Origin of the sequence: Enterobacter sp. 50588862 (genome assembly GCF_001462935.1) — a bacterium.
GTDB classification, from domain to species: domain Bacteria; phylum Pseudomonadota; class Gammaproteobacteria; order Enterobacterales; family Enterobacteriaceae; genus Enterobacter; species Enterobacter bugandensis.
On the sequence record NZ_LNHM01000049.1, the window covers coordinates 162198 to 188128 of the forward strand.

Annotated in this window: 23 protein-coding genes; 7 read left to right on the top strand and 16 right to left on the bottom strand. The window is 61.0% G+C overall.

Annotated features, from left to right (window positions below; all coding sequences use genetic code 11):
* Positions 1-143: 143 nt before the first annotated feature.
* From entH to entC, 5 genes are read right to left on the bottom strand one after another with little or no spacing between them, the layout of a single operon-like run.
* Entirely contained in the window at positions 144-557 is a 414-nt protein-coding gene (gene entH / locus APT89_RS22590) for a proofreading thioesterase EntH (RefSeq protein ID WP_028012300.1), read from the bottom strand.
* The gene (gene entA / locus APT89_RS22595) at positions 557-1312 is read right to left on the bottom strand and encodes a 2,3-dihydro-2,3-dihydroxybenzoate dehydrogenase EntA (protein WP_041910944.1); all 756 of its coding nucleotides are present in this window, start codon (positions 1310-1312) and stop codon (positions 557-559) included. Before entA ends, entH begins: the two co-directional genes overlap by 1 nt.
* Positions 1312-2166, bottom strand: coding sequence for an isochorismatase family protein (locus APT89_RS22600; protein WP_041910945.1), 855 nt, complete (start codon positions 2164-2166; stop codon positions 1312-1314). Before APT89_RS22600 ends, entA begins: the two co-directional genes overlap by 1 nt.
* A gap of 10 nt (positions 2167-2176) precedes the next feature.
* On the bottom strand, positions 2177-3787 hold the full coding sequence (gene entE, locus APT89_RS22605; protein ID WP_060573671.1) for a (2,3-dihydroxybenzoyl)adenylate synthase EntE: 1611 nt from the start codon (positions 3785-3787) through the stop codon (positions 2177-2179).
* A 9-nt stretch (positions 3788-3796) separates the two neighbouring features.
* The gene (gene entC / locus APT89_RS22610; RefSeq protein WP_060573673.1) at positions 3797-4972 is read right to left on the bottom strand and encodes an isochorismate synthase EntC; all 1176 of its coding nucleotides are present in this window, start codon (positions 4970-4972) and stop codon (positions 3797-3799) included.
* Positions 4973-5160: 188 nt separating this feature from the next.
* On the opposite strand from entC, the gene fepB reads away from it, so the two are divergent.
* Positions 5161-6120, top strand: coding sequence for a Fe2+-enterobactin ABC transporter substrate-binding protein (fepB, locus tag APT89_RS22615; protein ID WP_060573676.1), 960 nt, complete (start codon positions 5161-5163; stop codon positions 6118-6120).
* 46 nt (positions 6121-6166) lie between these two features.
* Here the strand turns inward: fepB and entS are convergent, their stop codons facing one another.
* Positions 6167-7414, bottom strand: a complete 1248-nt coding sequence (gene entS / locus APT89_RS22620; RefSeq protein WP_047363687.1) for an enterobactin transporter EntS — start codon at positions 7412-7414, stop codon at positions 6167-6169.
* Positions 7415-7522: 108 nt separating this feature from the next.
* Between entS and fepD the strand changes: the two genes are divergently transcribed.
* The 3 genes from fepD to fepC are packed head-to-tail and all read left to right on the top strand — an operon-like array spanning position 7523 to position 10307.
* Positions 7523-8527 carry a Fe(3+)-siderophore ABC transporter permease gene (gene fepD / locus APT89_RS22625; RefSeq protein WP_060573678.1) on the top strand — a complete coding sequence of 335 codons (1005 nt, stop codon included), beginning with the start codon at positions 7523-7525 and terminating at the stop codon, positions 8525-8527.
* Positions 8527-9516, top strand: a complete 990-nt coding sequence (gene fepG, locus APT89_RS22630; RefSeq protein WP_072201818.1) for an iron-enterobactin ABC transporter permease — start codon at positions 8527-8529, stop codon at positions 9514-9516. Before fepD ends, fepG begins: the two co-directional genes overlap by 1 nt.
* Entirely contained in the window at positions 9513-10307 is a 795-nt protein-coding gene (fepC, locus tag APT89_RS22635) for an iron-enterobactin ABC transporter ATP-binding protein (protein WP_060573682.1), read from the top strand. Before fepG ends, fepC begins: the two co-directional genes overlap by 4 nt.
* Before the next feature lie 80 nt (positions 10308-10387).
* Here fepC and entF read toward each other — a convergent pair whose 3' ends face one another.
* The 3 genes from entF to fes are packed head-to-tail and all read right to left on the bottom strand — an operon-like array spanning position 10388 to position 15664.
* Positions 10388-14245 (bottom strand): enterobactin non-ribosomal peptide synthetase EntF, encoded by a 3858-nt coding sequence (entF, locus tag APT89_RS22640; RefSeq protein ID WP_060573684.1) that lies wholly within the window; start codon positions 14243-14245, stop codon positions 10388-10390.
* Positions 14242-14454: an MbtH family protein gene (locus APT89_RS22645; RefSeq protein WP_060573686.1), complete on the bottom strand. Its 213-nt coding sequence runs from the start codon at positions 14452-14454 to the stop codon at positions 14242-14244. The genes entF and APT89_RS22645 overlap by 4 nt, the downstream gene beginning before the upstream one ends.
* Positions 14455-14464: 10 nt before the next feature.
* Positions 14465-15664 (bottom strand): enterochelin esterase, encoded by a 1200-nt coding sequence (fes, locus tag APT89_RS22650; protein ID WP_060573688.1) that lies wholly within the window; start codon positions 15662-15664, stop codon positions 14465-14467.
* Positions 15665-15809: 145 nt separating this feature from the next.
* Here fes and APT89_RS22655 point away from each other — a divergent pair, with 145 nt between their 5' ends.
* Both APT89_RS22655 and entD read left to right on the top strand, forming a co-directional pair.
* On the top strand, positions 15810-18050 hold the full coding sequence (locus tag APT89_RS22655) for a TonB-dependent siderophore receptor (RefSeq protein WP_060573696.1): 2241 nt from the start codon (positions 15810-15812) through the stop codon (positions 18048-18050).
* A gap of 81 nt (positions 18051-18131) precedes the next feature.
* Positions 18132-18821 carry an enterobactin synthase subunit EntD gene (gene entD / locus APT89_RS22660; RefSeq protein ID WP_060573698.1) on the top strand — a complete coding sequence of 230 codons (690 nt, stop codon included), beginning with the start codon at positions 18132-18134 and terminating at the stop codon, positions 18819-18821.
* Here entD and APT89_RS22665 read toward each other — a convergent pair.
* The 7 genes from APT89_RS22665 to betT form a co-directional block, all read right to left on the bottom strand.
* Complete coding sequence (locus APT89_RS22665) at positions 18757-19596, bottom strand: metal ABC transporter permease (protein ID WP_060573701.1); 840 nt, start codon at positions 19594-19596, stop codon at positions 18757-18759. The two genes, entD and APT89_RS22665, sit on opposite strands and share 65 nt — an antisense overlap.
* The gene (gene sitC, locus APT89_RS22670; protein ID WP_060573702.1) at positions 19593-20441 is read right to left on the bottom strand and encodes an iron/manganese ABC transporter permease subunit SitC; all 849 of its coding nucleotides are present in this window, start codon (positions 20439-20441) and stop codon (positions 19593-19595) included. The genes APT89_RS22665 and sitC overlap by 4 nt, the downstream gene beginning before the upstream one ends.
* Positions 20438-21244, bottom strand: coding sequence for a manganese/iron ABC transporter ATP-binding protein (locus tag APT89_RS22675; protein WP_060573704.1), 807 nt, complete (start codon positions 21242-21244; stop codon positions 20438-20440). The genes sitC and APT89_RS22675 overlap by 4 nt, the downstream gene beginning before the upstream one ends.
* Positions 21245-21246: 2 nt before the next feature.
* Positions 21247-22158: a metal ABC transporter substrate-binding protein gene (locus tag APT89_RS22680; protein ID WP_045631294.1), complete on the bottom strand. Its 912-nt coding sequence runs from the start codon at positions 22156-22158 to the stop codon at positions 21247-21249.
* Positions 22159-22361: 203 nt separating this feature from the next.
* Positions 22362-22646 carry a NadS family protein gene (nadS, locus tag APT89_RS22685; RefSeq protein ID WP_041910964.1) on the bottom strand — a complete coding sequence of 95 codons (285 nt, stop codon included), beginning with the start codon at positions 22644-22646 and terminating at the stop codon, positions 22362-22364.
* A 2-nt stretch (positions 22647-22648) separates the two neighbouring features.
* The gene (locus APT89_RS24685) at positions 22649-22987 is read right to left on the bottom strand and encodes a type II toxin-antitoxin system RelE/ParE family toxin (protein WP_319874959.1); all 339 of its coding nucleotides are present in this window, start codon (positions 22985-22987) and stop codon (positions 22649-22651) included.
* Positions 22988-23173: 186 nt separating this feature from the next.
* The gene (betT, locus tag APT89_RS22695) at positions 23174-25207 is read right to left on the bottom strand and encodes a choline BCCT transporter BetT (RefSeq protein WP_060573706.1); all 2034 of its coding nucleotides are present in this window, start codon (positions 25205-25207) and stop codon (positions 23174-23176) included.
* A gap of 128 nt (positions 25208-25335) precedes the next feature.
* Here betT and betI point away from each other — a divergent pair, with 128 nt between their 5' ends.
* The gene (betI, locus tag APT89_RS22700; protein WP_041910966.1) at positions 25336-25923 is read left to right on the top strand and encodes a transcriptional regulator BetI; all 588 of its coding nucleotides are present in this window, start codon (positions 25336-25338) and stop codon (positions 25921-25923) included.
* The last annotated feature ends 8 nt before the right edge of the window (positions 25924-25931 follow it).

Here is a 25931-nt window from a genome sequence, read left to right on the forward strand (position 1 = left end):
TGTCCGTTGTTGTGAAACAGTGAGATGTTACATTTTGTTTCTAGAACAACGGATAAAATTTAACAACTTTGAAACGCAATAATGCGTGGTCAAACCAGAGATTTACACCACAGTGTTAAGCCGATCACTTTCAGCTGAATGGCCTACCCCAGCACCATCGTGCTCAACCGACAGGTACAGCACCGCCGCCCCTGCTCGTCGAATACCACGATCTCCCAGCTCTGGCTCGAACGCCCCAGATGCAGCGGCTGACACACGCCGCGCACCTTACCGTGAGAGACCGCGCGGTGGTGCGTGGCGTTCAGCTCAGTGCCGACCACGCTCTGCCCGTCGCGGGTCATCAGAAAACCGGCCATTGAGCCCAGCGTTTCCGCCAGCGCCGCCGAGGCGCCGCCGTGCAGCAGGCCAAACGGCTGATGGGTACGGGCATCCACCGGCATCTCCGCTTCCAGCGTGTCGTCCCCGAGGCGGGTATAGACGATGCCCAGATGCGCCACCAGGGTGTTCACGCTGGTGGCGTTCAATTCTTCAAGCGATAAATGACGTTTCCAGATCATTACGCCCCCAGCGTGGAGCCGCCGTCCACCACGATATCCTGCAGGGTAATATGGCTGGCGGCATCGGACGCAAGGAACAGCACGGTGGCGGCAATTTCCCGCGGACGGGCAATTTTGCCGAGCGGAATGCCGAGCTTGAACTGCTCGCCAAAGCCGCGAATGCGCTGCTGCTCCGCATCGTCGCTTTTCCACAGGGTGCGCTGCATGTCGGTGTCCGTTGAGCCCGGCGACACCAGGTTACAGCGCACGCCGCTGCCCGCCAGCTCCAGCCCGACGGTCAGCGCCAGGCTTTTCAGCGCCGCCTTCGACGCGCCGTAGGCGCTCATCCCGATGCGCGGGGTATGCGCCGCGTCGGAAGCTACGGTCACTATCGCCCCGCCCTGCTGACGGCGGAACTGGCCCATCGTCTGCTGGAACAGGTTGAACGCGCCGCCGACGTTAACCGTAAAGGTTTGCTGCCAGTCCTCCTGCGAAAGCTCGTCCGTCGCGCCCATGCGCAGAATGCCCGCCGCGTTAACCAGCACGTCGAGGCGCTCAAGGGTGCCGAGTAAACGCCCGCAGACGTCGCCCACCTGCGCCGCGTCCGCCACGTCCAGCGTTTCGGTGGCAAACGGATAATCGTCCTGCGGGAAGGCCAGATCGAACCCGGTCACCCGCGCGCCCGCCTCCACAAAGGCCAGCGCGGTCGCATAGCCAATACCTTTACCCGCGCCCGTTACCCAAACCGTTTTACCGGTAAAATCGAGCTCCGCCATCACTTCACCTCACGGGAGAGCAGCGCCCACCAGGCGTCAAGGGTCGGATTTTTCGCCAGCATCACGAAGTCGATGTCGCCGTGCACCTTCCGCCAGCGGGCGGCCAGCGCCATCATGCGCACCGAGTCCAGACCGTAGTCGATCAGGTTTTCGTCATCCATCGGCTCGTCGGACTCGTCCAGCAGCGGCAGGATCAGCGCGCGCAGCGCGGCTTTCGTTGCCGGAACGGACGGCAGCAGCTCATCGGTCATCACCACGCGGCCAGAACGTCCTGCCACGTATTTCAGCGACATCAGGTGCTCGTCGCGGGTGAAGTCCGCCAGCGCATCTGCGATAAAGAACGGCTTGATGTCGCGCATAAAGGCATCTGTGGCGGTGGTCATGCAGCCGATATGGGCATAAACGCCGGTAATCAGCAGCTGGTTTCGGCCCGTCTCTTTCAGCATCTGCTCCAGCGGCGAGCGGTGAAACGCGCTGTAGCGCCACTTCACCAACACGGTGTCCGCTTCGTCCGGTGCCAGTTCAGCCACGATACGCTGCTGCTCCGGCGAGCGGGTCAGGCCCGGCCCCCACATGTCGTTCAGCAGGGCGCGGTCTTCATCGCTCTGCTCTTTCGGCTGCGCGGTGTAGTACACCGGGATATTGTGTTCTTTGCAGTACGCGCGCAGTTTAGCGATGTTCGCCACCACCTGCTGCATCATGTCGCTATTTTCGCCCCAGAAGTTCAGGAAATACTCCTGCATATCGTGGATCAGCAGCGCGGCGCGCTCTGGCTCAAACGCCCAGTTGACCTTGTTGGTCGGCAGCTCTGCGGCGGTTGGCAGCGCGTAAGCGGTTAATTTTGGAATGGCCATACTCTGTTCCTCAGCCCCGGGCGCGTTCAGCAAGCCACAGGCGCAACTGTTTCTTATCAACTTTGCCGACCGGCGTGAGCGGAAGCGCATCTACGCTCTCCACGCGGTCCGGCAGCTTAAATTCGGCAACGCCCTGCTCGCGCAGGAAGCGACGCACCTCAACCGCGCGCAGGGGCTGTTTCACCACCAGATACGCACAGCTTTTTTCGCCCAGCAGGCTGTCCTCCATGCTCACCAGCGCGGCGTGGATCACCGCTTCGTGGCGCAGCAGCAGGTTTTCGATCTCTTCGGCGGCAATCTTTTCGCCACCGCGGTTGATCTGATCTTTCTCGCGCCCCTGCACGGTGATGTAGCCCTGCTCATCGATGGCGATCAGATCGCCGGAGCAGTAGAAACCGTTGGCATCAAAGGCGCTGGCGTTGTGCTCCGGGCTGTTGAAATAGCCGCGGAAGGTGTACGGGCCGCGCGTCATCAGACGTCCGACTTCCCCGCGCGGGAGCGGATTGCCGTCCTCGTCCGCCACCCACACCTCGTCATCAGGGCACATTGGACGGCCCTGAGTGTTGATGATGCGTTCCGGTGCGTCGTCGAGGGCGGTGTAGTTCACCAGCCCTTCCGCCATGCCAAACACCTGTTGCAGCTGGCAGCCGATTTCCGCCGGGATACGCGCCGCGAGCGTGGCGGAGAGGCGTGCGCCGCCCACCTGGAGCAGCTTGAGGGATTTCAGCTGCGCGTTCCCCGCGCCGTCGGCAATCGCCTGCAGCCAGAGGCTCACCGCCGGAGGGACCAGCGACGTCACGTTGATCTGATGCTGCTCAATCAGCGGGAAGCAGAGCGTGGCGCTCGGATCGTTCGCCAGCACCACGCAGCCGCCCGCCGTGAACACGCCTAACGATCCCGGCGAGCTCATGGCGTAGTTATGCGCCGCGGGAAGCGCGTTCAGATAGCGGGTGTGCGCAGTGATACCGCAGATTTCGTTGCTGCGGCGGATGCTGTAGTCGTAGTCGTTGTGCGTACGCGGGATCAGCTTCGGCGTGCCGGTGCTGCCGCCGGAGAGCTGGAAGAACGCCACCTCGTCTGCGGGCGTCGGGTTCGGGATGAAGTTGTCCGCCGGGCGCGCAATCGCCGCTTCCAGCGCATGTTCACCCTTATCGCCGCGCAGCAGCACGGCGCGAACCGAGCGGTGTTCATCCACAAAGGTATTGAGAAAATCATCCACCGCGAACAGGGCATGTTGGCGATCGGCGATCAGCACGGCGGGTTTGATCTGGGTGGCGTAGGCGTTCAGCTCGCTGCGCTGATGGCTAAAGAGCGCGTTAACCGGCGCGACGCCGATCTGCAGCAGCGCGAAAAAGGTGATGTAAAACTCGGCCACGTTGCCGAGCTGCACCAGCGCGGTCTCGCCGCGGTGCAGCCCCTGCGCCTGGAGGGCAGACGCCAGATTCGTCACCGCCTGATGAAACGCGCGGTAGGTGATGTGGCGATCGCCGTCAATAATCGCGACCGCATCGCTTTGCGCATGGTCCGTCAGGATGTGGGTCAGCGGCAGATCCTGCCAGTAGCCTTTTTCACGGTAGCGGCGGGCAAATTCCTCCGGCCAGCGGGTAAAAGGGATGGTCATGTGTATTCCTTAGTGCAAACCAAACACGTTGAGCATGGTGGAGAGCTTCACACCCGTCTCGCGCCACTCGCCCACCGGGGAGGAAGCAGGCACAATGCCCGCGCCGGCAAACAGGCGAACGGTATTTTCGTGAAGACGCGCGCAGCGGATGGTCACCACCCACTCGCCGTTGCCTTCGCTGTCGCACCAGCCGACGATGCCGCCGAACAGCTCGCGGTCGAACGGCTCCAGCTCTGCAATCAGTTCTTTAGCCGCCTGATGCGGGAAGCCGCTCAGGGCCGGGGTCGGATGCAGCAGGCAGGCCAGCGTCAGGGCGTTTTCGTTCTCGCGCGCGTCACCTTCAACCGGCGTCGCCAGATGCCACAGCGTCGGCGTGGTGATGAGCTGCGGGGAAGACGGCATGCTCAGATGATGGCTGCGCGGCGCCAGAATGGCCTTCATCGCCTGGGTCACCAGGTCGTGTTCGTGGCGGTCCTTTTCGGAGGCCAGCAGCTTATTGCCCGCCTCGCGATCCAGCACGTCGTCCGGCTGGCGGCGCGCGGAGCCTGCCAGCGGCAGCGAGCTAAAGTGCCTGCCCTCTTTGCGCAGCAGCAGTTCCGGGCTGGCACCGAGCAGCACGCCGCCGTCTTCCAGCGGCACGTGGAAGTTAAAGCTCGCCGGGTTCTGAGCGATCAGACGCTCCAGCAGCGCGCCGCTGTCCATTTTTTTGTCGGTGGCGATATCAATCAGGCGCGACAGCACTACCTTATTCACCTGCGGCGTGGCGGTGAGCGACGCGGCGCGCGCGACCATCTCTTCAAAAACGGGCTGAGCGGGGATCTCGGTGCGCTGTTCCACCTTCAGCGCCTGCGCGCCGGAGAAATAGCGTGCGGACTGCTGACGCGCGGGACGGGAAAACGTCTCCCAGCGTTGCGGAATAAACAGCGAAGACGGCTTGCGGGTATCGAACGGGATGGCCCCTACCATGACGGGATGGGCGATGCCGCTGGCTTTCGCATCCCGGAAAGCCTGGGCTAATTTCTGCTGGAACTGCCCCGCCGGATCGTCGCCGCCGACGGCAGGTTCAGAGAATCGGGCAAAACAGCCTGAGGTGGTAAAACTGCGGTAAGGCGACATAAAGAAAAAGCTGTCTGATTGCAGCGTGGTCGCGGTGTGCTGAACTTCCTCAGCCAGGGACGTGTCCATATCATCCTCCTTAAAATGATAAAAGAAGCAATAATGATTATCATTTATATTTTCGTCGGCTAACCTAATCCCACAGCGCCCCGCTGTCAACCGTCGGGCCATTAACTTCTGCGACAAACGCTTGCATCCCTTCCCGGCAACCATGAAAATGAGAAGCATTATCTTCAATAAAAACAGGATGCCGCTCTGTGAAAATCGCTGCCGTTTGCCGCAATGCCCTTCTTCTGACAGGACTTTTTGTTTTAGGACTAACCTCAGCCACCGCCGCCGACTGGCCGCGCCAGGTCAACGACAGCCGCGGCGTGCATACGCTTGAGAGCAAACCGACGCGCATTGTCTCCACCAGCGTGACCTTAACCGGATCTCTGCTGGCGATTGACGCGCCGGTCATTGCCAGCGGCGCAACCACGCCGAACAACCGCGTGGCGGACGCGCAGGGTTTCCTGCGTCAGTGGGGGGATATTGCAAAACAGCGTAAGGTTGCACGGCTGTACATCGGCGAGCCAAGCGCCGAAGCGGTGGCCGCCCAGATGCCGGATCTGATTTTGATCAGCGCCACCGGCGGGGATTCCGCGCTGGCGCTGTACGATCAGCTCTCCGCCATCGCCCCGACGCTTATCATCAATTACGACGACAAAAGCTGGCAGGAACTGCTGACCCAGCTGGGCACGATGACCGGGCACGAGAAACAGGCCGCTGAACGCATCGCCGCGTTCGATAAACAGCTCGCGCAGGTGAAACAGCAGATGAAACTGCCGCCGCAGCCGGTGAATGCCATCGTCTACACCGCCGCCGCGCACACGGCGAACCTGTGGACGACAGAATCGGCGCAGGGCAAGCTGTTACACCAGTTGGGCTTTACGCTGGCGGCGTTACCCGATGAGCTGCACACCTCAAAAAGCCAGGGCAAGCGTCACGATATTATTCAGCTGGGTGGAGAAAATCTGGCGACGGGGCTGAACGGCGAAGGGCTGTTCGTGTTTGCCGGTGACGAGAAAGACGTGGCGGCGATTTACGCCAACCCGCTGCTGGCGCATTTACCGTCGGTGAAAAACAAGCGCGTCTGGGCGCTGGGAACGGAGACGTTCCGCCTGGATTATTACAGCGCAATGCTGGTGTTAGACAGATTGAATGCGTTGTTTAAGTAGGCATTTTCCCTCCCTCTCCCCGTGGGAGAGGGCCGGGGTGAGGGCATCAGGCCGCACCGTCGTTCAACACGACCTCCTGCCTGAACCGCCGCAATTCCACCAGCGCCACCAGTAAGATCGCGCCAACCATCGCTAACACAAACCCGCTGCTGCTCGCCGACGCTACCGGGGTCATTATCGCCCCCAGCCCGCCGAGGATCGCCGCGCCAATCGCATCGCCCGTCACGTTCTGCGCGGTCCACAGGCCGTTAATACGCCCCAGCATCCCTTCCGGCGTCTGGGTCTGGATCAGGGTGTACTGTAAAAGTGAGCTGACCGCGCTCAGCCAGCCGAAAATCACCAGACACATCACCCCCAACGCCCAGACCGGCATCAGGCTGAAGAAGCCGATGGCGATAAACGAGGCCAGCGTCGCCACCAGCATAATCAAGCCCGGACGCGCGCTTTGGGCCAGGTTACCGCTGGTCAGCGCCCCGCAGGCCGCACCGAGCGGAATGGCGGCGTACAGCACGCCAATCTCTGAGGCGCTCATCTGCCACTCGCCCGCCAGCGCCGGGTAAAGCACGCGCACGGCGCTCGCCATCGTCAGCAGGCCGCCGAGCAGCGCAATGCCGCCAATCAGCGGGTTGCTGAACAGAAAACGAATCGCGGCCATCAGGGACTTCAGCGGATGCTCGCGCGGCTGCGGCGGCGGTGGCAGGAGCGGCAGACGCAGTAACGTCAGGGTGGTGATAAAGGTGCCCGCCGCGGCAAGGCCGTAGTTCCACGCCACGTTGCCGGTGGCCAGCAGCAGGCCGCCGACCATCGGCGAAATCACCGAGCCGAGGCGAACGGTGAGCATGGTGATCGCCCCCGCCTGCATCAGGTTCTCGCGCCCCACCAGCGCGGGCGTCGCCGCCAGCAGCGCCGTCACGCCGAGCGAGGCGAAAAAACCGTCCCACAGGCCCAGGGCATAAATCGCCATCAGCGACGGCTCCGGCAGCATGGCGTTCAGACACAGCCCGATAAAGCCCACCCCGCAGGTGCCGCGCGCCAGCAGGATCAGCTTCTTACGCTCGTAGCGATCCGCCAGCACGCCGCCGACCATCAGGCCGATAAACATCGCCCCGCCGGTTAAGGTGACGGATAGCCCCACCAGCCAGCTGGAGTGCGTCATAGACTGGATCTGTACCGGCACGGCGACGCCGAGCAGGCCGAGGGACAAAATGGAGATAAAGCGAGCGATAAAAACGGCGCGATACGCCGGGTGCGTTTTCAACAGGCTGAGGTTAAGCAGCCAGGATTTTTGATTCATGACAAAGCCTTGAGTCTATTTCTACCCATTCCATGGGCGCACATGCTAACATAGCCAAATAAGATAGATAACGATAATCACTATCATTATCAAATCATGGATGTTGCTATGTCGTTTTCCTCTTCTGCGGCGCGCGCCATTGCCGTGCCCGTATTATTGCTACTGCTAATCCTTGCGATTGCACTCAGCCTGCTGGTCGGCGCGAAGCCGCTACCCGCCTACGTTATCGTTGATGCGCTCTCCGGCACCTGTCAGAGCGCCGACTGCACCATCGTGCTCGACGCCCGCCTGCCCCGCACTCTTGCCGGACTGCTGGCCGGTGGCGCGCTCGGCCTTGCGGGTGCCCTGATGCAAACCCTTACCCGTAACCCGCTGGCAGACCCCGGTATTCTCGGCGTGAACTCCGGCGCCAGCTTTGCCATCGTGCTCGGCGCAGCGCTGTTCGGGTTGACGTCACCCTCTGAACAGTTGGCGATGGCTTTCTGCGGCGCGCTGGCCGCCTCGCTGGTGGTCGCGTTTACCGGCAGCCAGGGCGGCGGGCAACTGAGCCCGGTTCGCCTGACGCTTGCGGGCGTAGCGCTCGCGGCGGTGCTGGAAGGCATGTCCAGCGGCATCGCCCTGCTCAACCCGGACGTGTATGACCAGCTGCGCTTCTGGCAGGCCGGCTCGCTGGATATCCGCACCCTTGAAACCTTAAACGTGGTGGCAATCCCGGTCATTATCGCCGCCGTCGTGGCGCTGTGTTTAAGCCGGTCGCTGAACAGCCTGAGTCTCGGCAGCGACACCGCGACCGCCCTCGGCAACCGCGTGGCGCGCACGCAGCTGACTGGCCTGCTCGCTATCACCGTGCTAAGCGGCAGCGCAACCGCCGTGGTCGGTCCGATCGCCTTTATCGGCCTGATGATGCCGCATATGGCGCGCTGGCTGGTGGGGTCGGACCACCGCTGGTCGCTGCCGGTCACGCTGCTGGCCACCCCTGCCCTGCTGCTGTTTGCCGACGTGCTGGGCCGCCTGCTGGTGCCCGGCGAGCTGCGCGTCTCGGTGGTGAGCGCGTTTATCGGCGCGCCGGTGCTGATCTTCCTGGTACGTCGCAGACGGGGAGGTGGCGCATGATGGCTCCTTCCCGTCGTTTACTCACCAGCGTCTTCCTGCTGGCTATCACCATTACTCTGCTGGCGGTCTGGAGCCTGCAAAGCGGTGCCGTAACGCTTAATTTCGCGCAGGTCTTTCACGCCCTCACCGGCAGCGCGCCGCGTAACATCATCATGGTGGTCACCGAATGGCGACTGCCGCGCGTGGCGATGGCGATCCTGGTGGGCGCGGCGCTCGGCGTCAGCGGCGCGATTTTCCAGTCGCTGATGCGTAACCCCCTCGGCAGCCCGGACGTGATGGGCCTGAATACCGGCGCGTGGAGCGGCGTGCTGGTGGCGATGGTGCTGTTCGGGCAGCATCTGACGGCCATTACCTTTACGGCGATGGCGGGCGGCATTCTGACCTCGCTGCTTATCTGGGCCCTGGCCTGGCGCAACGGCATTGACACCTTCCGGCTGATCATTATCGGGATCGGCATCCGCGCGATGCTGATGGCGTTTAACACCTGGCTTTTGTTGCAGGCGTCTCTGGAAACCGCGCTCTCCGCCGGGCTGTGGTACGCCGGCTCACTTAACGGCCTGACGTGGGGCAAAACCTGGCCCGCCGCGCCGCTGATTTTGCTGATGTTTATCGGCGCCCTGCTGCTGGTACGCCGGATGCGCCTGCTGGAGATGGGCGACGACAGCGCCTGCGCGCTGGGCGTGAGCGTTGAGCGCTCGCGCCTGATGCTGATGCTGGTGGCGGTATTGCTGACCGCTGCGTCCACCGCGATTGCCGGGCCGATCTCGTTTATTGCCCTTGTCGCGCCGCACATCGCGCGGCGTCTTAGCGGCACCGCGCGCTGGGGCTTGACCCAGGCTGCCCTGTGCGGTGCGATGCTGCTGCTGGCCGCCGATCTCTGCGCCCAGCGGCTGTTTATGCCTTATCAACTTCCGGTGGGCGTGGTGACCGTCAGCCTCGGCGGGATTTACCTCATCGTCTTGCTCGTTCAGGAGTCACGCAAGAAATGACAGATTCAACAACCCGCTTGCGCGGCGAAAACTTGACCCTCGGCTATGGCAAAAAAATCATTGCCCGTGATTTAACCGTCGCCATTCCGGACGGCCACTTCACCGCGATTATCGGTCCGAACGGCTGCGGCAAATCAACCCTGCTGCGCACCCTGAGCCGCCTGATGTCGCCGACAGAGGGCAGCGTATTCCTCGATGGAGAGCAGATCCAGCGTTTCGCCAGCAAAGAGGTGGCCAGGCGCATCGGGCTGCTGGCGCAAAACGCCACCACGCCGGGGGATATAACCGTGCAGGAGCTGGTCTCGCGCGGGCGCTACCCGCACCAGCCGCTGTTTACCCGCTGGCGTAAAGAGGACGACGAGGCGGTCAGTCGCGCAATGCAGGCGACGGGGATTACCGATCTCGCCCAACAAAGCGTCGATACCCTTTCCGGCGGACAGCGCCAGCGGGCGTGGATTGCGATGGTGCTGGCGCAGGAAACGTCCATTATGCTGCTGGACGAGCCGACGACCTGGCTGGATATCAGCCATCAGATTGACCTGCTGGAGCTGCTGAGCGAGCTAAACCGCACGCAAGGGTACACCCTGGCGGCGGTGCTGCATGATTTAAATCAGGCCTGCCGCTACGCCACGCACCTGATTGCCTTACGAGACGGTGAGATTGTGGCGCAGGGCGCGCCGAAAGAGATTGTGACGCCGGATCTGATCGCGCGGATCTACGGCATGCGCTGCATGATTATTGACGATCCGGTGGCGGGTACGCCGCTGGTGGTGCCGTTAGGTCGGCGGTAATTGCCCGGTGGCGCTGTGCTTACCCGGCCTACATTCAGCTCCCGTAGGCCCGGTAAGCACAGCGCCACCGGGCATTTGCACTATCCTAAAATTTCCTTCAGTACCGGCCCAATCTTTTCAAACGCCTGCGGTGAAATGATATCCACGTGGGCGCAGTCCTGGCTGTAGACCTCCAGCTCGCCCACCCACGGCGCCCAGGCCGTATGCGGATCCATCGTTCGCGTGCGTTCGGCAACAAACAGCGTCGCCTTACCGTCAAAGCGTGAACTGTGCGCGGTGGTGAGCAGCCGCACCGCGTCCGCATAGTTGCCTTCAATGGCGTTAAATAACTCGCTGGAGCCCTGCCCCTGCTGGGCGGCGATAAACGCCTGACGCTCGCGCTCGATCTCCGCCAGCACTTCCGGGTCAAGGCCGTTTGCCTCTTTCTCCGCCCAGTTCTGGGTTTCCGGCGGCCAGGTATCCAGCAGGCCAAGGAACGCCACCGCTTCGCCCTGCTCGCGCAGGCGCGCCGCAATGCCCTGCGCCAGCGTGCCGCCGAGCGAATAGCCGAACAGGTAATACGGCCCGTGCGGCTGCTGCTTACGCAGCGTTTTAAGGTGATGTTCGATCACCCCATCGAGATCCGCGCACTGCTGCATCGGGCCGTTTGGCCGCGGCGACTGAATGCCGATGATGGACCAGCGCGGGCTGAGGTAGCGCGCCAGGACGCTGAACTGCCAGGCAAAGCCGGACGCCGGATGGAAGCAGAACAGCGTCGGGCCGTTGCTTTCACGCAGCGGCAAAAGGGTTTCATACCCCAGACGCTGCGCCTGTTCGTCGCTCATCTGCGAGTCCAGCAGCGCGCTGAGCTTGCCGACCGTCGAGGCGACCATAATCTGCCCCGGCGTGACCTTGCGGCTGAACGCACGGCCGAGTTGAGCCGCGAGGCGCATCGCCAGCAGTGAATGGCCGCCGAGGGCAAAGAAATCGGCTTCGATATCGTTCACTTCGCAGCCCAGCAGCGCAGAAAACGCCTGCGCCACGGCGGCTTCGGTTTGCGTCTCGGGTGCGCGACCGGAGGTTTTACTGGTCAGCTCCGGCAGCGGCAGCGCCTTGCGGTCAAGCTTGCCGTTAGCGCTCAGCGGCAGCGCGCTGATTTGCAGCAGCACTACCGGCACCATATGCGGCGGCAGCTGCGCTTTGAGCGATTCCAGCAGCGCGTCGCGATCCAGCGGTAAACCGGATTCGGAAACCACGTACCCCACCAGCTGGCGGGCATCGCCGCCCGTTGCCGCAGCCTGATTAAACACGCACGCATGCGCTACGGCCTGGGCCACGTCAGGCAATGACAGCATCGCCCGGTCGATTTCGCCCAGCTCAATGCGCTGACCGCGAATTTTTAGCTGATCGTCGCTGCGGCCCAGATATTCCACCGCGCCGTTGTCCAGCCAGCGGGCCACATCCCCGGTGCGATACATCCGCTCGCCTGGGGCGAACGGGTCGGCAATAAAGCGGCTGGCGGTGAGATCCGGTCGTCCCAGATACCCCTGCGCCAGCTGAATGCCGGTGAGATACAGATCCCCCGCCACGCCGAACGGCACCGGGCGCATCATCGCGTCCAGAATGCGCAGCCCCGTATTCCACACCGGGAAGCCGATCGGCACGCTGTTGCCCTCCACCGCCGCCAGCTCCGGGCCGTACGCCGGATACCAGCTCACGTCCACCGCCGCTTCGGTTGGGCCGTAGAGGTTGTGCAGCGGTACATGAGTGAGCAGCTCCCACTCGCGGCACAGCGCCGTTGGCAGCGCCTCGCCGCTACAGAACACCTGCTTCAGCGTCCTGCAACAGTCGACGTTTTCCGGCGTCAGCGAGGCAACAAATGCCGCCAGCATCGAGGGCACGAAGTGGGTGGTGGTTACGCCATATTCTGCGAAGAAGCTCTGCATCGCCTGCGGATCGCGGTGCGCGTCCGGCTCGGCCATCACCAGCTTTGCCCCGGCGATAAACGGCCACCAGAACTCCCACACCGACACGTCAAAGCTGCACGGCGTTTTCTGCGCCACGACGTCATGCGCCGCCAGTGGATAATGATCCTGCATCCACTTCAGGCGGTTAACGATGGCGGTATGGCCTACCATCACCCCTTTCGGGCGTCCCGTTGAACCCGAGGTAAAGATGATGTACGCGGTCTGCTCCGGCTTCGCCAGACGCAGAGGTTCAGCGCCAGTGGTTGGCAATAGCATGTTGTAACTAATTGAAGGTATCGGCAGATCGTTAAAGCGCGGAAGCTGCGCGTCGGTGGTAATGAGAAGCGACGGTTTCGCGTCCTCCAGCATCATCCGCAGACGATCGTCCGGGTAGCCGGTATCCAGCGGCAGCCAGGCGGCGCCGGCTTCAACAATGCCGTGCAGCGCCAGGGTCAGGAACACCGAGCGCGGAAGCGCCACCGCCACGCTGTCGCCCGGCTTCACGCCGCGCGCGCGCAGCAGGGTTGCCAGCGCGACCACCTGCTCGCGCATCTGGCGGTAGTTCAGCTCAATATGGGCATCCGCCAGCGCGGGGGCGTCCGGCGTTTTGCTCGCCTGCTCCGCCACCAGATCCGCCAGCGTGGTGGAGGGCAGCGCCAGGCCGGTATCGTTGATGCGCGCCAGCCGGGCGTATTCCTGCTCTGATACGGTTTCCACGTCGCCACAGCGCAGGTCCGGGTTCGCGGCAAACTGCGCCAGCATCGCGTTCAGGCGCGAAACGTGGCGCTTCAGCGTCGCGTCGTCGTAACGCTGCCTGTTGGCGAGGATCTCAATGCTTAATCCGCCCTGCTCGTCCGGGAACAGCGCCAGCTCCAGATCGTTCACCGGGCCGGTCGCCAGCGTGTGGGTGATGGCCTCCACGCCGTCAATATCCAGCTGATAATCAAATACCTTCACGTTCAGCACCGGCCCAAACAAAGGTTCGTCCCCTGCAGCCCGCCCGCTGTCGCGCACGATCTGCTCGGCGTCGTAGCGCTGATGTCGGCGCATCTTTTTCAGCTGGTTCGCCAGGCGCAGCGCCAGCTCCGGCAGGCTCTCAAGCGGATTAATATTCACCGCCAGCGGCAGGATGTTAAGCACCGGGCCGGTTGCGGTCAGCGCGGCGGACCCCATGCGGCGCATAAAGATAAACCCGGCGGCGTAGTCCAGCCGTCCGGTGAGGCGGCCCAGCCACAGCGCCACCAGCGCAAGCGCTAGATCGGTGCGCTGTGCCTGCCCGGCTGCCTGCGCCAACTGGCTAAAGGCGCGAGCGTCCATTGCAATTTTCAGGCGCAGAATGTCGGTAGTGGCGGCGCGTCCCGGCAGCGGCGCGGAGGAGAGCGAGACCGGAGGAGGAAGCTGTTTGCGCTGCCCGGCCCAGAAAGCACCGTCGCGCTGCCAGGCCTCACTGTCGCGATAGCGCTGATACTCGTCAACGACATCAGCGAACGGGGTAAACGGTGAGGCTGGCGTGGGTTCACCTTTCTTCCAGGCGGCGTAAATCGCGGCGATCTGGCGGGTAATCGCCGGGAAACTGAAGCCATCTACCACCAGATGATGATAGCGCTGATACCAGTACCAGCGGTTGTCACCGACCTGAATCAGCTGATGGAAAGCGAGCGGCTGACCGCTGTCCACGCGCAGATCCTGGCTGAGATCGGCCTCCATCAGCGCCACGGCGGCGTCGTGAGAATCAACGCGAACGATGGACGGCTCCGGCAGGATCAGAGTCTCATCGACCCACTGCCAGACCTCGCCGTTATCTTCAGCGAAACGCGTGCGCAGAGTATCGGCCTGCATCATGCCCTCAGCGATGGCTTTAGCCAACAACGGCGCGTCGATATTCCCTTTCAGCTCGGTGTAGTGGGCCACGCTCCAGGCGTTTGGCAGCGAGGAAAGCTGCTCTGCCATCCAGATACCCGGTTGGGCGGCGACGAGAGGAAGACGGTTCATGCGCGCTCCCCCGTAAAAGAGGACGGCTCAAGCGTCTGCCAATGCCCGGCAAGCCACTGCTGGCACGCCTCCTGAGATTGCGGTTCGCAGACCACGCGCCAGCCCGCAGGCAATTCGCACTGCTGCGGCCACAGGCTGTACTGCCCCTGGTCATTTTGCAAAATGGCGAACTGTCCCTGCGGATTATCGAAAGGATTGCTGAATTCCATACAGACTCCGTTATTGAATGAGCGGCTGCCAGAGGGTCATCAGCCCCTGCGTCAGCCCACCGCGCCAGCAAAGCGCATCGTGTCCGCCGTCAACCTGACGCCAGATAACCGGTTGCTGAGTGTGTAGTTCGGCGAGGATCGCCTGGTTTGCGCGCAAGATAAGCGGCTCGTTGCGCCCGGCTTCAAGAAGGATGCGTAGCCCGCGAGGGGATATTTCGCCGGTTTTAAGTTGTTCGATTAACAGCCCGTCCTGCTGCCCGCCGCGGTGCGGCCACCAGTAGGAGCCGGACTGGCTGAGCACGCAGCCAAAACGCTGCGGCCAGTGCAGTGCGGCATAAAGGGAGGAGAGACCGCCAAAGCTTTGCCCTGCGACCACCGTACGGTCGGCGCGGTCGCTAAACGGCGCGCGTTGTTGGACAAGGGGGAGAAGTTCTTCCTGCACCGCCAGCCAGAAGTCGGGATTGCACGGCAACTCGCGGTTACGGTGCTCCATATTAATAACATCGATTAAGACGTAGACCGCAGGTGGCAGGTTGCGCTCGGCGGTGAGCGACGCCAGCGCAGGCCAGACGGGCATGCTTTCGGCCCAGAACTGCCCGTCAAGCAGCACCGCCAGCGGGCGCTCGGGGCTTTCATCCCCGGTAGTAAAAATCCACACGCGGCGACGGTTCTTCATGCGCGCGCTGTCCCACGTAATGCAGACGGGCTTTTTGTAAGGCGTATCAGGATGGTTCCAGCCCGGCTGTACGGGCGCCTCCGGCATCTCCAGCGCCGAGACGGCGTGCCCGCGCCCGCCGCGCCAGCTCTGCGGATTCAGCGGGTCTGAAATTGCGTGCGGCAGCAACTTGCGCCAGCCTTCGCGCAGCGCCATGCGGTCCGGCTGCTCGCCTTCAAATACTGCATCGGCAAAATCGTTTTCGTTATCGGAGGGGATAAAACAGTAGCTGCCGCGCCATTCGGGGGTGAACTCCCCCTGCCACTGCCAGACGTCGGTATCGGGGATACGTTCAAGCGATTGCGGGCGGGCATTCTGATGGTGGTCGGTCACGCCGGTAACGTAGAGCCAGACGCGTTTAACCGTTGAGGTCTGCTGGGTTCCTGCCGGGTCCCGCCACCAGAATGTGACGCGATAGTTTTCCTCATGACGTTGCCATTCCGGCCCGTTTTTCGACTGCCACCACGCTTCACTTCCGGTTGTTAACGCCGTCACCCTTATAACCCCATGTTTGACAATATTTTTTGTTTCAGAGCAAATTTTATTGATAATATTATTGATAACTATTTGCATTTGCAATAGCGTATTGCCCGCGCTGTGGGAAGCGCGTTCATAAATAACCATAAAAGCGGGACGTACAATGAATAAGAAGATTCACTCTCTGGCCTTGCTGGTCAATTTAGGGATTTATGGCGTCGCGCTGCCCGCCATGGCAGACGACAACGCCGCCTCTGCGCAGCACGAAGACACGATGGTGATCACCGCCGCCGAGCAGAATTTGCAGGCGCCTGGCGTGTCGACCATCACCGCCGATGAGATCCGCAAAAACCCGCCCGCGCGCGACGTGGCGGAAATCATCCGCACCATGCCGGGCGTTAACCTGACCGGGAACTCCACCAGCGGCCAGCGCGGGAACAACCGTCAGATCGACATTCGCGGCATGGGCCCGGAAAACACCCTGATCCTGATCGACGGCAAGCCCGTCACCAGCCGCAACTCCATCCGCCTGGGCTGGCGCGGCGAGCGTGATACCCGCGGCGATACCGGCTGGGTACCGCCGGAGATGATCGAGCGCATCGAAGTGATCCGCGGCCCGGCCGCCGCACGCTACGGTAACGGCGCGGCGGGCGGCGTGGTGAACATCATCACCAAAAAATTTGACGACCAGTGGCACGGCTCCTGGAACACCTACCTGAACGCGCCAGAGCATAAAGACGAAGGTTCTACCAAGCGCACCAACTTCAGCCTGAGCGGCCCGCTGGGCGGCGACTTCAGCTTCCGCATGTTCGGTAACCTGGATAAGACTCAGGCCGACGCATGGGACATCAACCAGGGCCATCAGTCTGAGCGTACCGGAGCCTACGCCAACACCCTGCCCGCGGGCCGCGAGGGTGTAGAGAACAAAGACATCAACGGCGTGGTGCGCTGGGACTTCGCGCCGATGCAGTCGCTGGAGTTTGAAGCGGGCTACAGCCGCCAGAACAACCTCTATGCGGGTGACACGCAAAACACCAACAACGACAACGCGCTGGTGAAGAAGAACTACGGCAAAGAGACGAACCGTATCTATCGTCAGAACTTCGCCGTGACCTGGAACGGCGGCTGGGATAACGGCATTACCACCAGCAACTGGGCGCAGTACGAGCACACCCGCAACTCGCGTCTGGGCGAAGGCCTGGCGGGCGGTCTGGAAGGCCTGTTCAACAGCAATAAATTCACCGATACCGACCTGGCCGACGTGATGCTGCACAGCGAAATCAACCTGCCGATTGATTTCATTGTGAACCAGAACCTGACGCTCGGCACCGAGTGGAACCAGCAGCGGATGAAGGATTCGACCTCCTTCTCGCAAACCCAACAGGGTGGCACCATCCCGGGCATGAGCGAAGACCGTAGCCCGTACACGTCAGCGGAGATCTTCTCCCTGTTCGCTGAGAACAACATGGAGCTGACCGACAGCACCATGCTGACCCCTGCCCTGCGCTTCGATCACCACACCATCGTGGGCAATAACTGGAGCCCGTCCCTGAACCTGTCGCAGGGTCTGGGGGATGACTTCACCCTGAAGATGGGCATCGCGCGTGCCTACAAAGCGCCAAGCCTGTACCAGACTAACCCGAACTACCTGTTGTACAGTAAAGGCCAGGGCTGCTACGCCAGTTCCGACGGCGTGGGCTGCTACATGATGGGTAACGACGATCTGAAAGCGGAAACCAGCATCAACAAAGAGATTGGCCTCGAGTGGAAACGCGACGGCTGGCTGGCGGGCGTGACCTGGTTCCGCAACGACTACCGCAACAAGATTGAGGCGGGCTACGCGCCGATTGGCCAGACCTCCACCGGCAAAGTCACCACCGATATCTACCAGTGGGAAAACGTGCCGAAGGCGGTAGTAGAAGGTCTGGAAGGCTCCCTGAACGTGCCGGTCAGCGACACCATCAACTGGACCAACAACATCACCTACATGCTGCAAAGCAAGAACAAGGAGACCGGCGACCGTCTGTCGATCATTCCTGAGTACACGCTGAACTCAACCCTGAGCTGGCAGGTGCATCAGGACGTGTCGCTCCAGTCGACCTTTACCTGGTACGGCAAGCAGCAGCCGAAGAAGTACAACTACAAAGGTCAGCCGGTGACCGGGTCTGAGAAAGACGAAGTCAGCCCGTACAGCATCGTTGGTCTGAGCGCGACCTGGGACGTGACCAAAAACGTCAGCCTGACCGGCGGTGTGGACAACGTCTTCGACAAGCGTCAGTGGCGAGCGGGTAATGCCCAGACCACCGGGAACGCCACCACCGGCGCATATATGTACGGCGCGGGTGCCTACACGTATAATGAACCGGGTCGCACCTGGTACATGAGCGTAAACACAAGATTCTGATACAGGCAGTGACTTCCCCCTCTCCCTGTGGGAGAGGGTTGGGGTGAGGGCATCAGTCCGCACAATTCAGAGGGAAAAACCATGCACACCAACCACAGCACATTTTCTCTCGCCGGCCTCACCCTCCACCGCATCACCTTCGACCCCGCCACCTTCACCGACGCCGATCTCCTCTGGCTCCCCCATCACGCCCAGCTCGCTGACGCCGGACGTAAACGCAAGGCTGACCATCTGGCGGGACGCATCGCCGCCGCGCACGCCTTACCTGACCACACCGTTCCCGCCATCGGCCCCAGCGGGGAACCGCTCTGGCCGGACGGAATTTCCGGCAGCATCACCCACAGCGGCACGGAGGCGATGGCTGTCGTCGCGCCATACCCTGCGCTTATCGGTATCGATAGTGAAGCGATCCTCGCCGAAAATGAAGCAAGGGAAATCAAAGATGGCATTATAGATGCCCAAGAAGAGCATGTGCTTTCCCGCTCGGGTTACCCGTTCGCCCTCGCCCTGACGCTGGTTTTCAGCGCCAAAGAGAGCCTGTTTAAGGCCCTCTTTCCGCAGGTGCAGGCTTACATGGGGTTTGACAGCGCGCGCGTCACAATGCTCGATAAAGAGGCGCTGATGCTGGCGCTGACTCGTCCGCTGACGGGATTTGACGAAGGTTTAGCCTTCACACTTCACTGGCTACTCGACGGCGAACAGGTCATCACCCTGCTGTCACACGTTCCTGCCGACGCGCCTTCACGCTGGTCACCACAAACGTCAAGATAAACACCACCGCGAACAGGACCACAATGGTCGGCGCGGGCGCGCTGTCGAGATAAAACGAGGCATACACGCCGCTGACCGACACCAGTACTGATACCGCCACAGCCACCAGCAGCGCCATGTGGAAGCGTCGGGCGATCAGCACCGCCACCGCGCCGGGGGCAATCAGCAGCGAAATCGACAGAATAATCCCCACCGCCTTCAGCGTCGCCACGATGGTCAGCGAAACCATGCACAGTAAGCCATAGTGCAGCCAGCGGGCGCGCAGGCCGCTCGCCTGCGCCTGCTGATAGTCAAAGCAGAACAGCAGGAAATCGCGCCATTTCAGGCCAATCACCAGCGCAATCAGCCCCGCGACGAGACCGCTTTGCAGAATGTCCATCCCGTTAATGCCCAGCATATCGCCGAACAGAATGTGGTCGAGATGCACCTCAGGTTTGACGGCGATATAAAGGACCAGCCCCGCGCCGAACATCCCGGAAAAGACAATCCCCATAACCGTATCCTGCTTGATCCGGCTATTGTCCTTGAGGTAGCCGGTGGCGACCGCGCAAAACAGACCGGCAACGAACGCGCCCACCGCCAGCGGCAGGCCCATCACCCACGCCAGCACCACGCCGGGAAACACCGCGTGGCTCATGGCGTCGCCCATCAGTGCCCAGCCTTTGAGCACCAGAAAAACCGACAGCAGCGCGCAGGGCACGGCTACCAGAAGTGAAATCAGCAGCGCGTTGTTCATGAACGCAAACTGGAAGGGTTCAAGGAGCAGCGCCATCATGGGTGTGCCTCCTTCGCGCGACCACGGCTGGCGAGCAGCCCGTGCTTCGGCGCAAAAACGAACGCCAGCAGGAACAGCAGCGTCTGGGCGACCACAATAATGCCGCCGGTGGCGCCGTCCAGGTAATAGCTAGCCCACGCGCCGAGGAAGCTGGTGAGGCTGCCAATGGCGACGGCAATCATCAGCAGACGCGGGAAGCGGTCGGTGAGCAGCCACGCGGTTGCGCCGGGCGTAACCACCAGGCAAATCACCAGAAACGCGCCGACGGTTTGCAGCGCCGCCACGGTGGAGACCGCCAGCAGCGTGAAGAACAGTACCTTCAGGCGCTCCGGGCGCAGGCCGATGGCGCGGGCGTGGTTCTCATCAAAAAAGGTCACCATCAGATCTTTCCATTTGAACAGCAGGATAACCATCGACACCACGCCGATAATCGCCAGCTGGACGATATCCTCCGGGGCGATAGCCAGAATATTGCCGAGCACGATGGTCTGAATATTCACCGAGGTTGGGTTGAGCGAGACCATAAACAGCCCCAGCCCGAAAAAGGAGGAGAAGATCAGCCCGATGATGGCGTCCTCCTTCAGGCGGCTGCGCTGGTTGAGAAACAGCATGCTGCCCGCCGCCAGCCCGCCCGACAGGAAAGCCCCCAGCGAGAACGGCAGCCCGAGCATGTAAGCCCCCGCCACGCCCGGCACGATGGAGTGAGAGAGCGCATCGCCGATCAGCGACCAGCCTTTGAGCATCAGGTAGCAGGAGAGAAACGCGCACAGCCCACCCACCATCGCCGAGACCCACATCGCGTTAAGCATGTACTCATAGCTGAAGGGTTCGAGAAGCGCGTTCATTTTGCCTCCTGCCGGTGCGTCACGAAGGGTCGCTCATCGTCGGTAATGATGCGATCTTCCGAGCCGCTGAGTACCACGTGGCGCAGCACGCCGCTGAAGGCGCGCTCAAGGTTTTCGGCGGTGAAGGTGGTTTCCGTCGGACCGCTCGCCAGCACGGTGCCTTTGACCATCACCGTGTAATCGCAAAACTCCGTGACCGAGCCCAAATTGTGGGTCGAGACCAGCATGGCTTTGCCCTCGTCTCGCAACTCGCGCAGCAGGCTGATGATTCTGGCTTCGGTTTTAACGTCCACACCGGTAAACGGCTCGTCGAGCAGGATCACCTCGCCCTGCTGGGCAATCGCCCGCGCCAGGAAGACGCGCTTCTTTTGCCCGCCGGACAGTTCGCCAATCTGCCGATGGCGCAGCTCGAGCATATCCACGCGCTTCAGGGCGTCGGTCACGATCTGCCGATCCTGCGCTTTAGGCCGCCGCAGAAACCCCATATGCCCGTAGCGCCCCATCATCACCACGTCCTCAACCAGCACCGGAAACGACCAGTCGACCTCTTCCGACTGCGGCACGTAGGCGACCAGGTTCTGGCGCAGCGCCCGGTGAGGCGGCAGCCCATGGAGGGTGATAGTGCCGCTCGCCGCCCGCACAAAGCCCATCACCGCCTTAAACAGCGTGGACTTGCCGGAGCCGTTCACCCCCACCAGCGCGGCAATCGATCCGCCGGGCACGCTGAACGACGCATTGCGCAGCGCCGTGTGGCCGTTGCGGTAGGTCACGGTCACGTCCGTGACGACAATCCCCTTTTGCATGGTCACTCCTTCATGCCGTCGCGAATGCCCTGCACCAGCGTGCGGGTGGTCACGTTCAGCAGATCGATATAGGTCGGCACCGGGCCGTTTTCCGCACTCAGGGAGTCAACGTACAGCACGCCGCCGTAGTGGGCGCCGGTTTCCCGCGCCACCTGACGCGCCGGCTTATCGGAGACCGTGCTTTCGCTGAATACCGCCGGGATGCGATGTTTCTTCACCAGATCGATCACCTTGCGCACCTGCTGCGGCGTCCCCTGCCGATCGGCGTTGATCGGCCACAGGTAAAGTTCCTTCATGCCCAGATCCCGCGCAAGATAGGAGAAGGCGCCCTCGCTGGTCACCATCCAGCGTTTGTCTTCCGGGATCGCCGCAACCTGCTTGCGCAGCGGTTCGAGGGTCGCGACGATCTTCTGCTTGTAGGCTTCCGCATTGCGCTGATACGTCTGCGCGTTGGCCGGATCGTACTTCACCAGCGCGTCGCGGATGTTATCGACGTAAATCAGGGCGTTGTCCGGCGACATCCACGCGTGCGGGTTGGGCTTGCCGTTATACGGCCCTTCGCTGATGCCCATCGGGGTGATGCCTTTGGTGACAATGACTTCCGGCACGCCGTTCAGGTGCTGATAAAAGCGCTGGAACCAGAGTTCCAGATTCATACCGTTCGCCAGAATTAGCTGCGCCTTCTGCGCGCGTTTGATATCGCCCGGGGTGGGCTGGTACTCGTGGATTTCAGCGCCCGGCTTAGTGATGGACGTCACGTCTGCGGCGTCACCTGCCACGTTTTTCGCCATATCGGCGATAACGGTAAAGGTAGTGATAACCTGGAACTTTTCAGCTGCCAGCGCGCCGGTCGTGGTCGCAGTCATGAGCAGCGCGCCGAGCAACAGACGCTTCAATCCTTGCAGTGGGTGCATCGCAGAAGTCTCCTGAGGTGGTGAAATTCAAAGCAAAATTAGCCCGTGCTATAAGGTATAGCACAGGCTATATTTAAATGAAAATGGTTATCATTAAAGTTATGTCAATGAAGGGTGGGCCTGACGGCGCTTCGCTTATCAGGCCTACGGAAAAGCAGTTTTGAAGGCCGGGTAAGCGCAGCGCCACCCGGCATAAGGGCGACTCACAGCCCGGCAAGTGCCTTGTAAAATGCAGGATTCTCCCGAATCACATTAAGTACCTTCGCCGCCAGCCCGGTTGGATTGCGGCGTTTGGACTCCCAGCTCTTTATCGTATCGACGCTCGTGCCAAGCGCCTTCGCCATTTCGCTTTGCGTGATATTGAGCTGCTCTCTGATGGCACGCACATCAGCAACTTCATAGCGGGTTACTCGGGAAGCGGCTTTTCTTCCGTTATGGATCTCAACGGCCTCTTCAAGCGAAGATTTTAATTCATTAAAAATACTCATTATTAGCCTCCACCTGCCTGATTAGGGTACATAGTACACCTCTCATTTACGGCACTGGAAGCAGTATTTTTCAGAATGGAAGTCAGCTTTTTAAGTTCTGCTTTCTCTGCCTCTGTCAGGCTGTCCTTTATGCATTTTGGATAGGCCATAATGAAATAGATCACCTCCTCCGTGGCCAGAAAGTAAATCACTCTGATACCCCCTCTCTTTCCCTTTGAGGCTGCCGCCATCCTTATTTTACGTAAACCACCCGTCTGCTGGATCAGGTCACCTTTATCAGGCCACGCAATAAGTTCCTTTTGCAGATCATTTAATTCATCATCCGTAGCAATGCTTTTAATCTGTCGGGTAAAGAGTGATGTTTAGATAAACTCTATCGCATGACTCATCCATAGTTCCTTCCCTAAACGCAGCAAAAGCCCGAATGCTTCAACACCAGGCTCATGCTGCATGGTTACTCTTCCTTGAGTAATGCTGCGCCAAATAACTGTATTTATATACAGCTTAAAGGTATTTTAAGAATCCGTTTAGACATCCGGGAACATCACGCTATTCCCCGGCGCTTCCCTGTGCAGATGGATAAAGTTCAGGTGCCGCTCATACTGGTCCAGAATATCCGTAATCACCTGCTCCTTGCTGTAATCCATCAAATCATTCCCCTGGCTACCTTCCAGCAGGAACGTCTCCAGCCGGTAGTAGGTTGATTTCCCGCTGCGCGCCCGATAGGTAAAGCCAGGTACCGAGTACTGCTGCGGCCAGATCTGATAGACAAAGTTCTGCTCGTCGCCCATGTGCACCAGCAGATCCAGATGTCCCAGATTTTCGCCCTCTTCCGGCGGCAGGTTTTTCAGCTCCACGTAGGCGCCGCGCAGCCTCAGCTCCTGCGCCACCTCTTCCATCGCCGGGTAGCAGATCGTCTCCATCATCTGTTTAGTGTAGCGCGTGCCCGGGTAGTTCATCAGGCGCGACAGGCGTTTCTTCCAGCTCAGCCTGTCCTGAGCGCCCATTGGCCGCGGCGCGGTGTCGCGGCTGGCGCTGACGCGGCGATAGTCTTCCACTTTGAGCGATTTATACAGCCCGGCCATCACGAAGAAGATCACAAAGCTGAACGGCAGGCCCATGATCACCGTGGTGTTCTGCAGCGCCGAAATGCCGTTGGTCATCAGCATGCCGAGCGTCAGCAGTCCGATGGCGACGGACCAGAAGATGCGCAGCCAGTTCGGCGCGTCGCTGTTGATGTCTTTTAGCTTCGAGGTGAAGTTCCCCAGCACCAGCGCGCCGGAATCCGCCGAGGTGACGTAGAACAGCAGGCCGGTAATAGTCGCTACCGAGGCGCTAAAGGTAAACGCCGGGTACTGCGCCAGCAGGCTGTAGAAGCCGCGCTCCGGATGCGCCATCGCTTCCTGCGCGAAGGTCGCATTGCCGTGGATGATCTCATGCAGCGCGCTGTTGCCGAAAATCGACAGCCACAGCAGGGTAAAGGTGAACGGGATGATCAGGGTGCCCATCACAAACTGACGAATGGTGCGGCCACGTGAAATACGCGCCAGGAACAGGCCGACAAACGGCGACCACGCCACCCACCACGCCCAGAAGAACAGCGTCCAGTTGTTCATCCACTCTGTCGGACGGTCAAAGGCGAAGCTGTTCAGCGTCATGCCCATGAAGCGGTTCACGTAGTCACCCACGTTCAGCACCAGGGCGTTGAGCAGGAACGACGTGTCGCCCATAAACAGCACGAACAGGATCAGGCCCAGCGCCAGCGCCACGTTCAGTTCAGAGAGCACGCGGATGCCTTTATCGACGCCCGACGTCACCGAAATGGTGGCGATAATGACGGAGAGCGCAATCAGCGCCGCTTTCGCCGCCATTGAATCCGGAATATCAAACAGCACGCTCAGCCCGTAGTTGAGCTGCACCACGCCAATCCCGAGCGTTGTCGCGATACCAAAGATGGTGCCGATTACCGCCGCAATGTCGACGCTGTGGCCAATCGGTCCGTTAATTTTTTTACCGAAAATCGGATACAGCGCGGAGCGAATGGTGAGGGGCAAATTATAACGATAGCTAAAGTATCCGAGCGCCATGCCCATCAGGGCGTACATTGACCAGCCCGTCAGCCCGTAGTGGAACAGCGTCCAGACCATCGCCTGGCGCGCGGCCTCCATCGTCTGCCCTGTCCCTTCCGGCGGCTGCATATACTGCGAGACCGGTTCCGCCACGGAGAAGAACATCAGGTCGATGCCGATGCCCGCGGCAAACAACATCGCGGCCCAGCTCAGCAGGCTGAACTCGGGCTTCGACTGCTCGGGCCCGAGCTTCACCGAGCCGAAGCGCGAGCAGGCAATGCAGACGACGAAGACGATATAGAGCGTCGCCGCCAGCAGGTAGTACCAGCCGAAGGTCTTCGATACCCAGTTCAGGGTGCGGCCAATCCACTCGGCAGAAAAATCACGAAAGAAGATGGTCGTCAGGGAAAACAACAAAATCAGCCCGGCGGACGTATAAAAAACGACCGGGTTGATTTTGTCTTTTTCTCTGTCCTGTGAAAGGTCTGTCATCCAGTATCCCCACTGTTTTTGTAACTATTAAAATCCAAATCCGCAACAATTAAGACACATTTTATATTGAACGTCCAATCAAAAACCGCTTTAATGTATAACCAACGCTGATGAATGGAGTGGCAACAATGCCCAAAGTGGGGATGCAGCCGATCCGGCGCAGGCAGCTAATCGACGCCACGCTGGAAGCAATAAATGAAGTGGGAATGCATGACGCGACCATCGCGCAGATCGCCCGTCGGGCGGGTGTGTCCACGGGGATCATCAGCCACTATTTCAAAGACAAAAACGGTCTGCTGGAAGCGACCATGCGCGACATCACCGGCCAGCTGCGCGATGCGGTATTAAGCCGCCTGCACGCCCTGCCGGACGGCAGCGCAGAGCAGCGTTTGCAGGCGATTGTCGGCGGCAACTTTGATGAAACGCAAATCAGCAGCGCGGCGATGAAGGCCTGGCTGGCCTTCTGGGCGAGCAGCATGCACCAGCCGATGCTCTACCGTTTACAGCAGGTGAGCAGCCGCCGCCTGCTGTCGAACCTGGTGTACGAGTTCCGCCGTGTGTTGCCGCGCGAACAGGCGCAGGAAGCGGGCTACGGGCTCGCCGCGCTGATTGACGGGCTGTGGCTACGCGCTGCGCTGAGCGGCAAACCGCTGGATAAAACCCTGGCCCAGTCGCTCACCAGCCACTTTATCAGCCAGCATTTACCGACCGACTAACCGAGGAG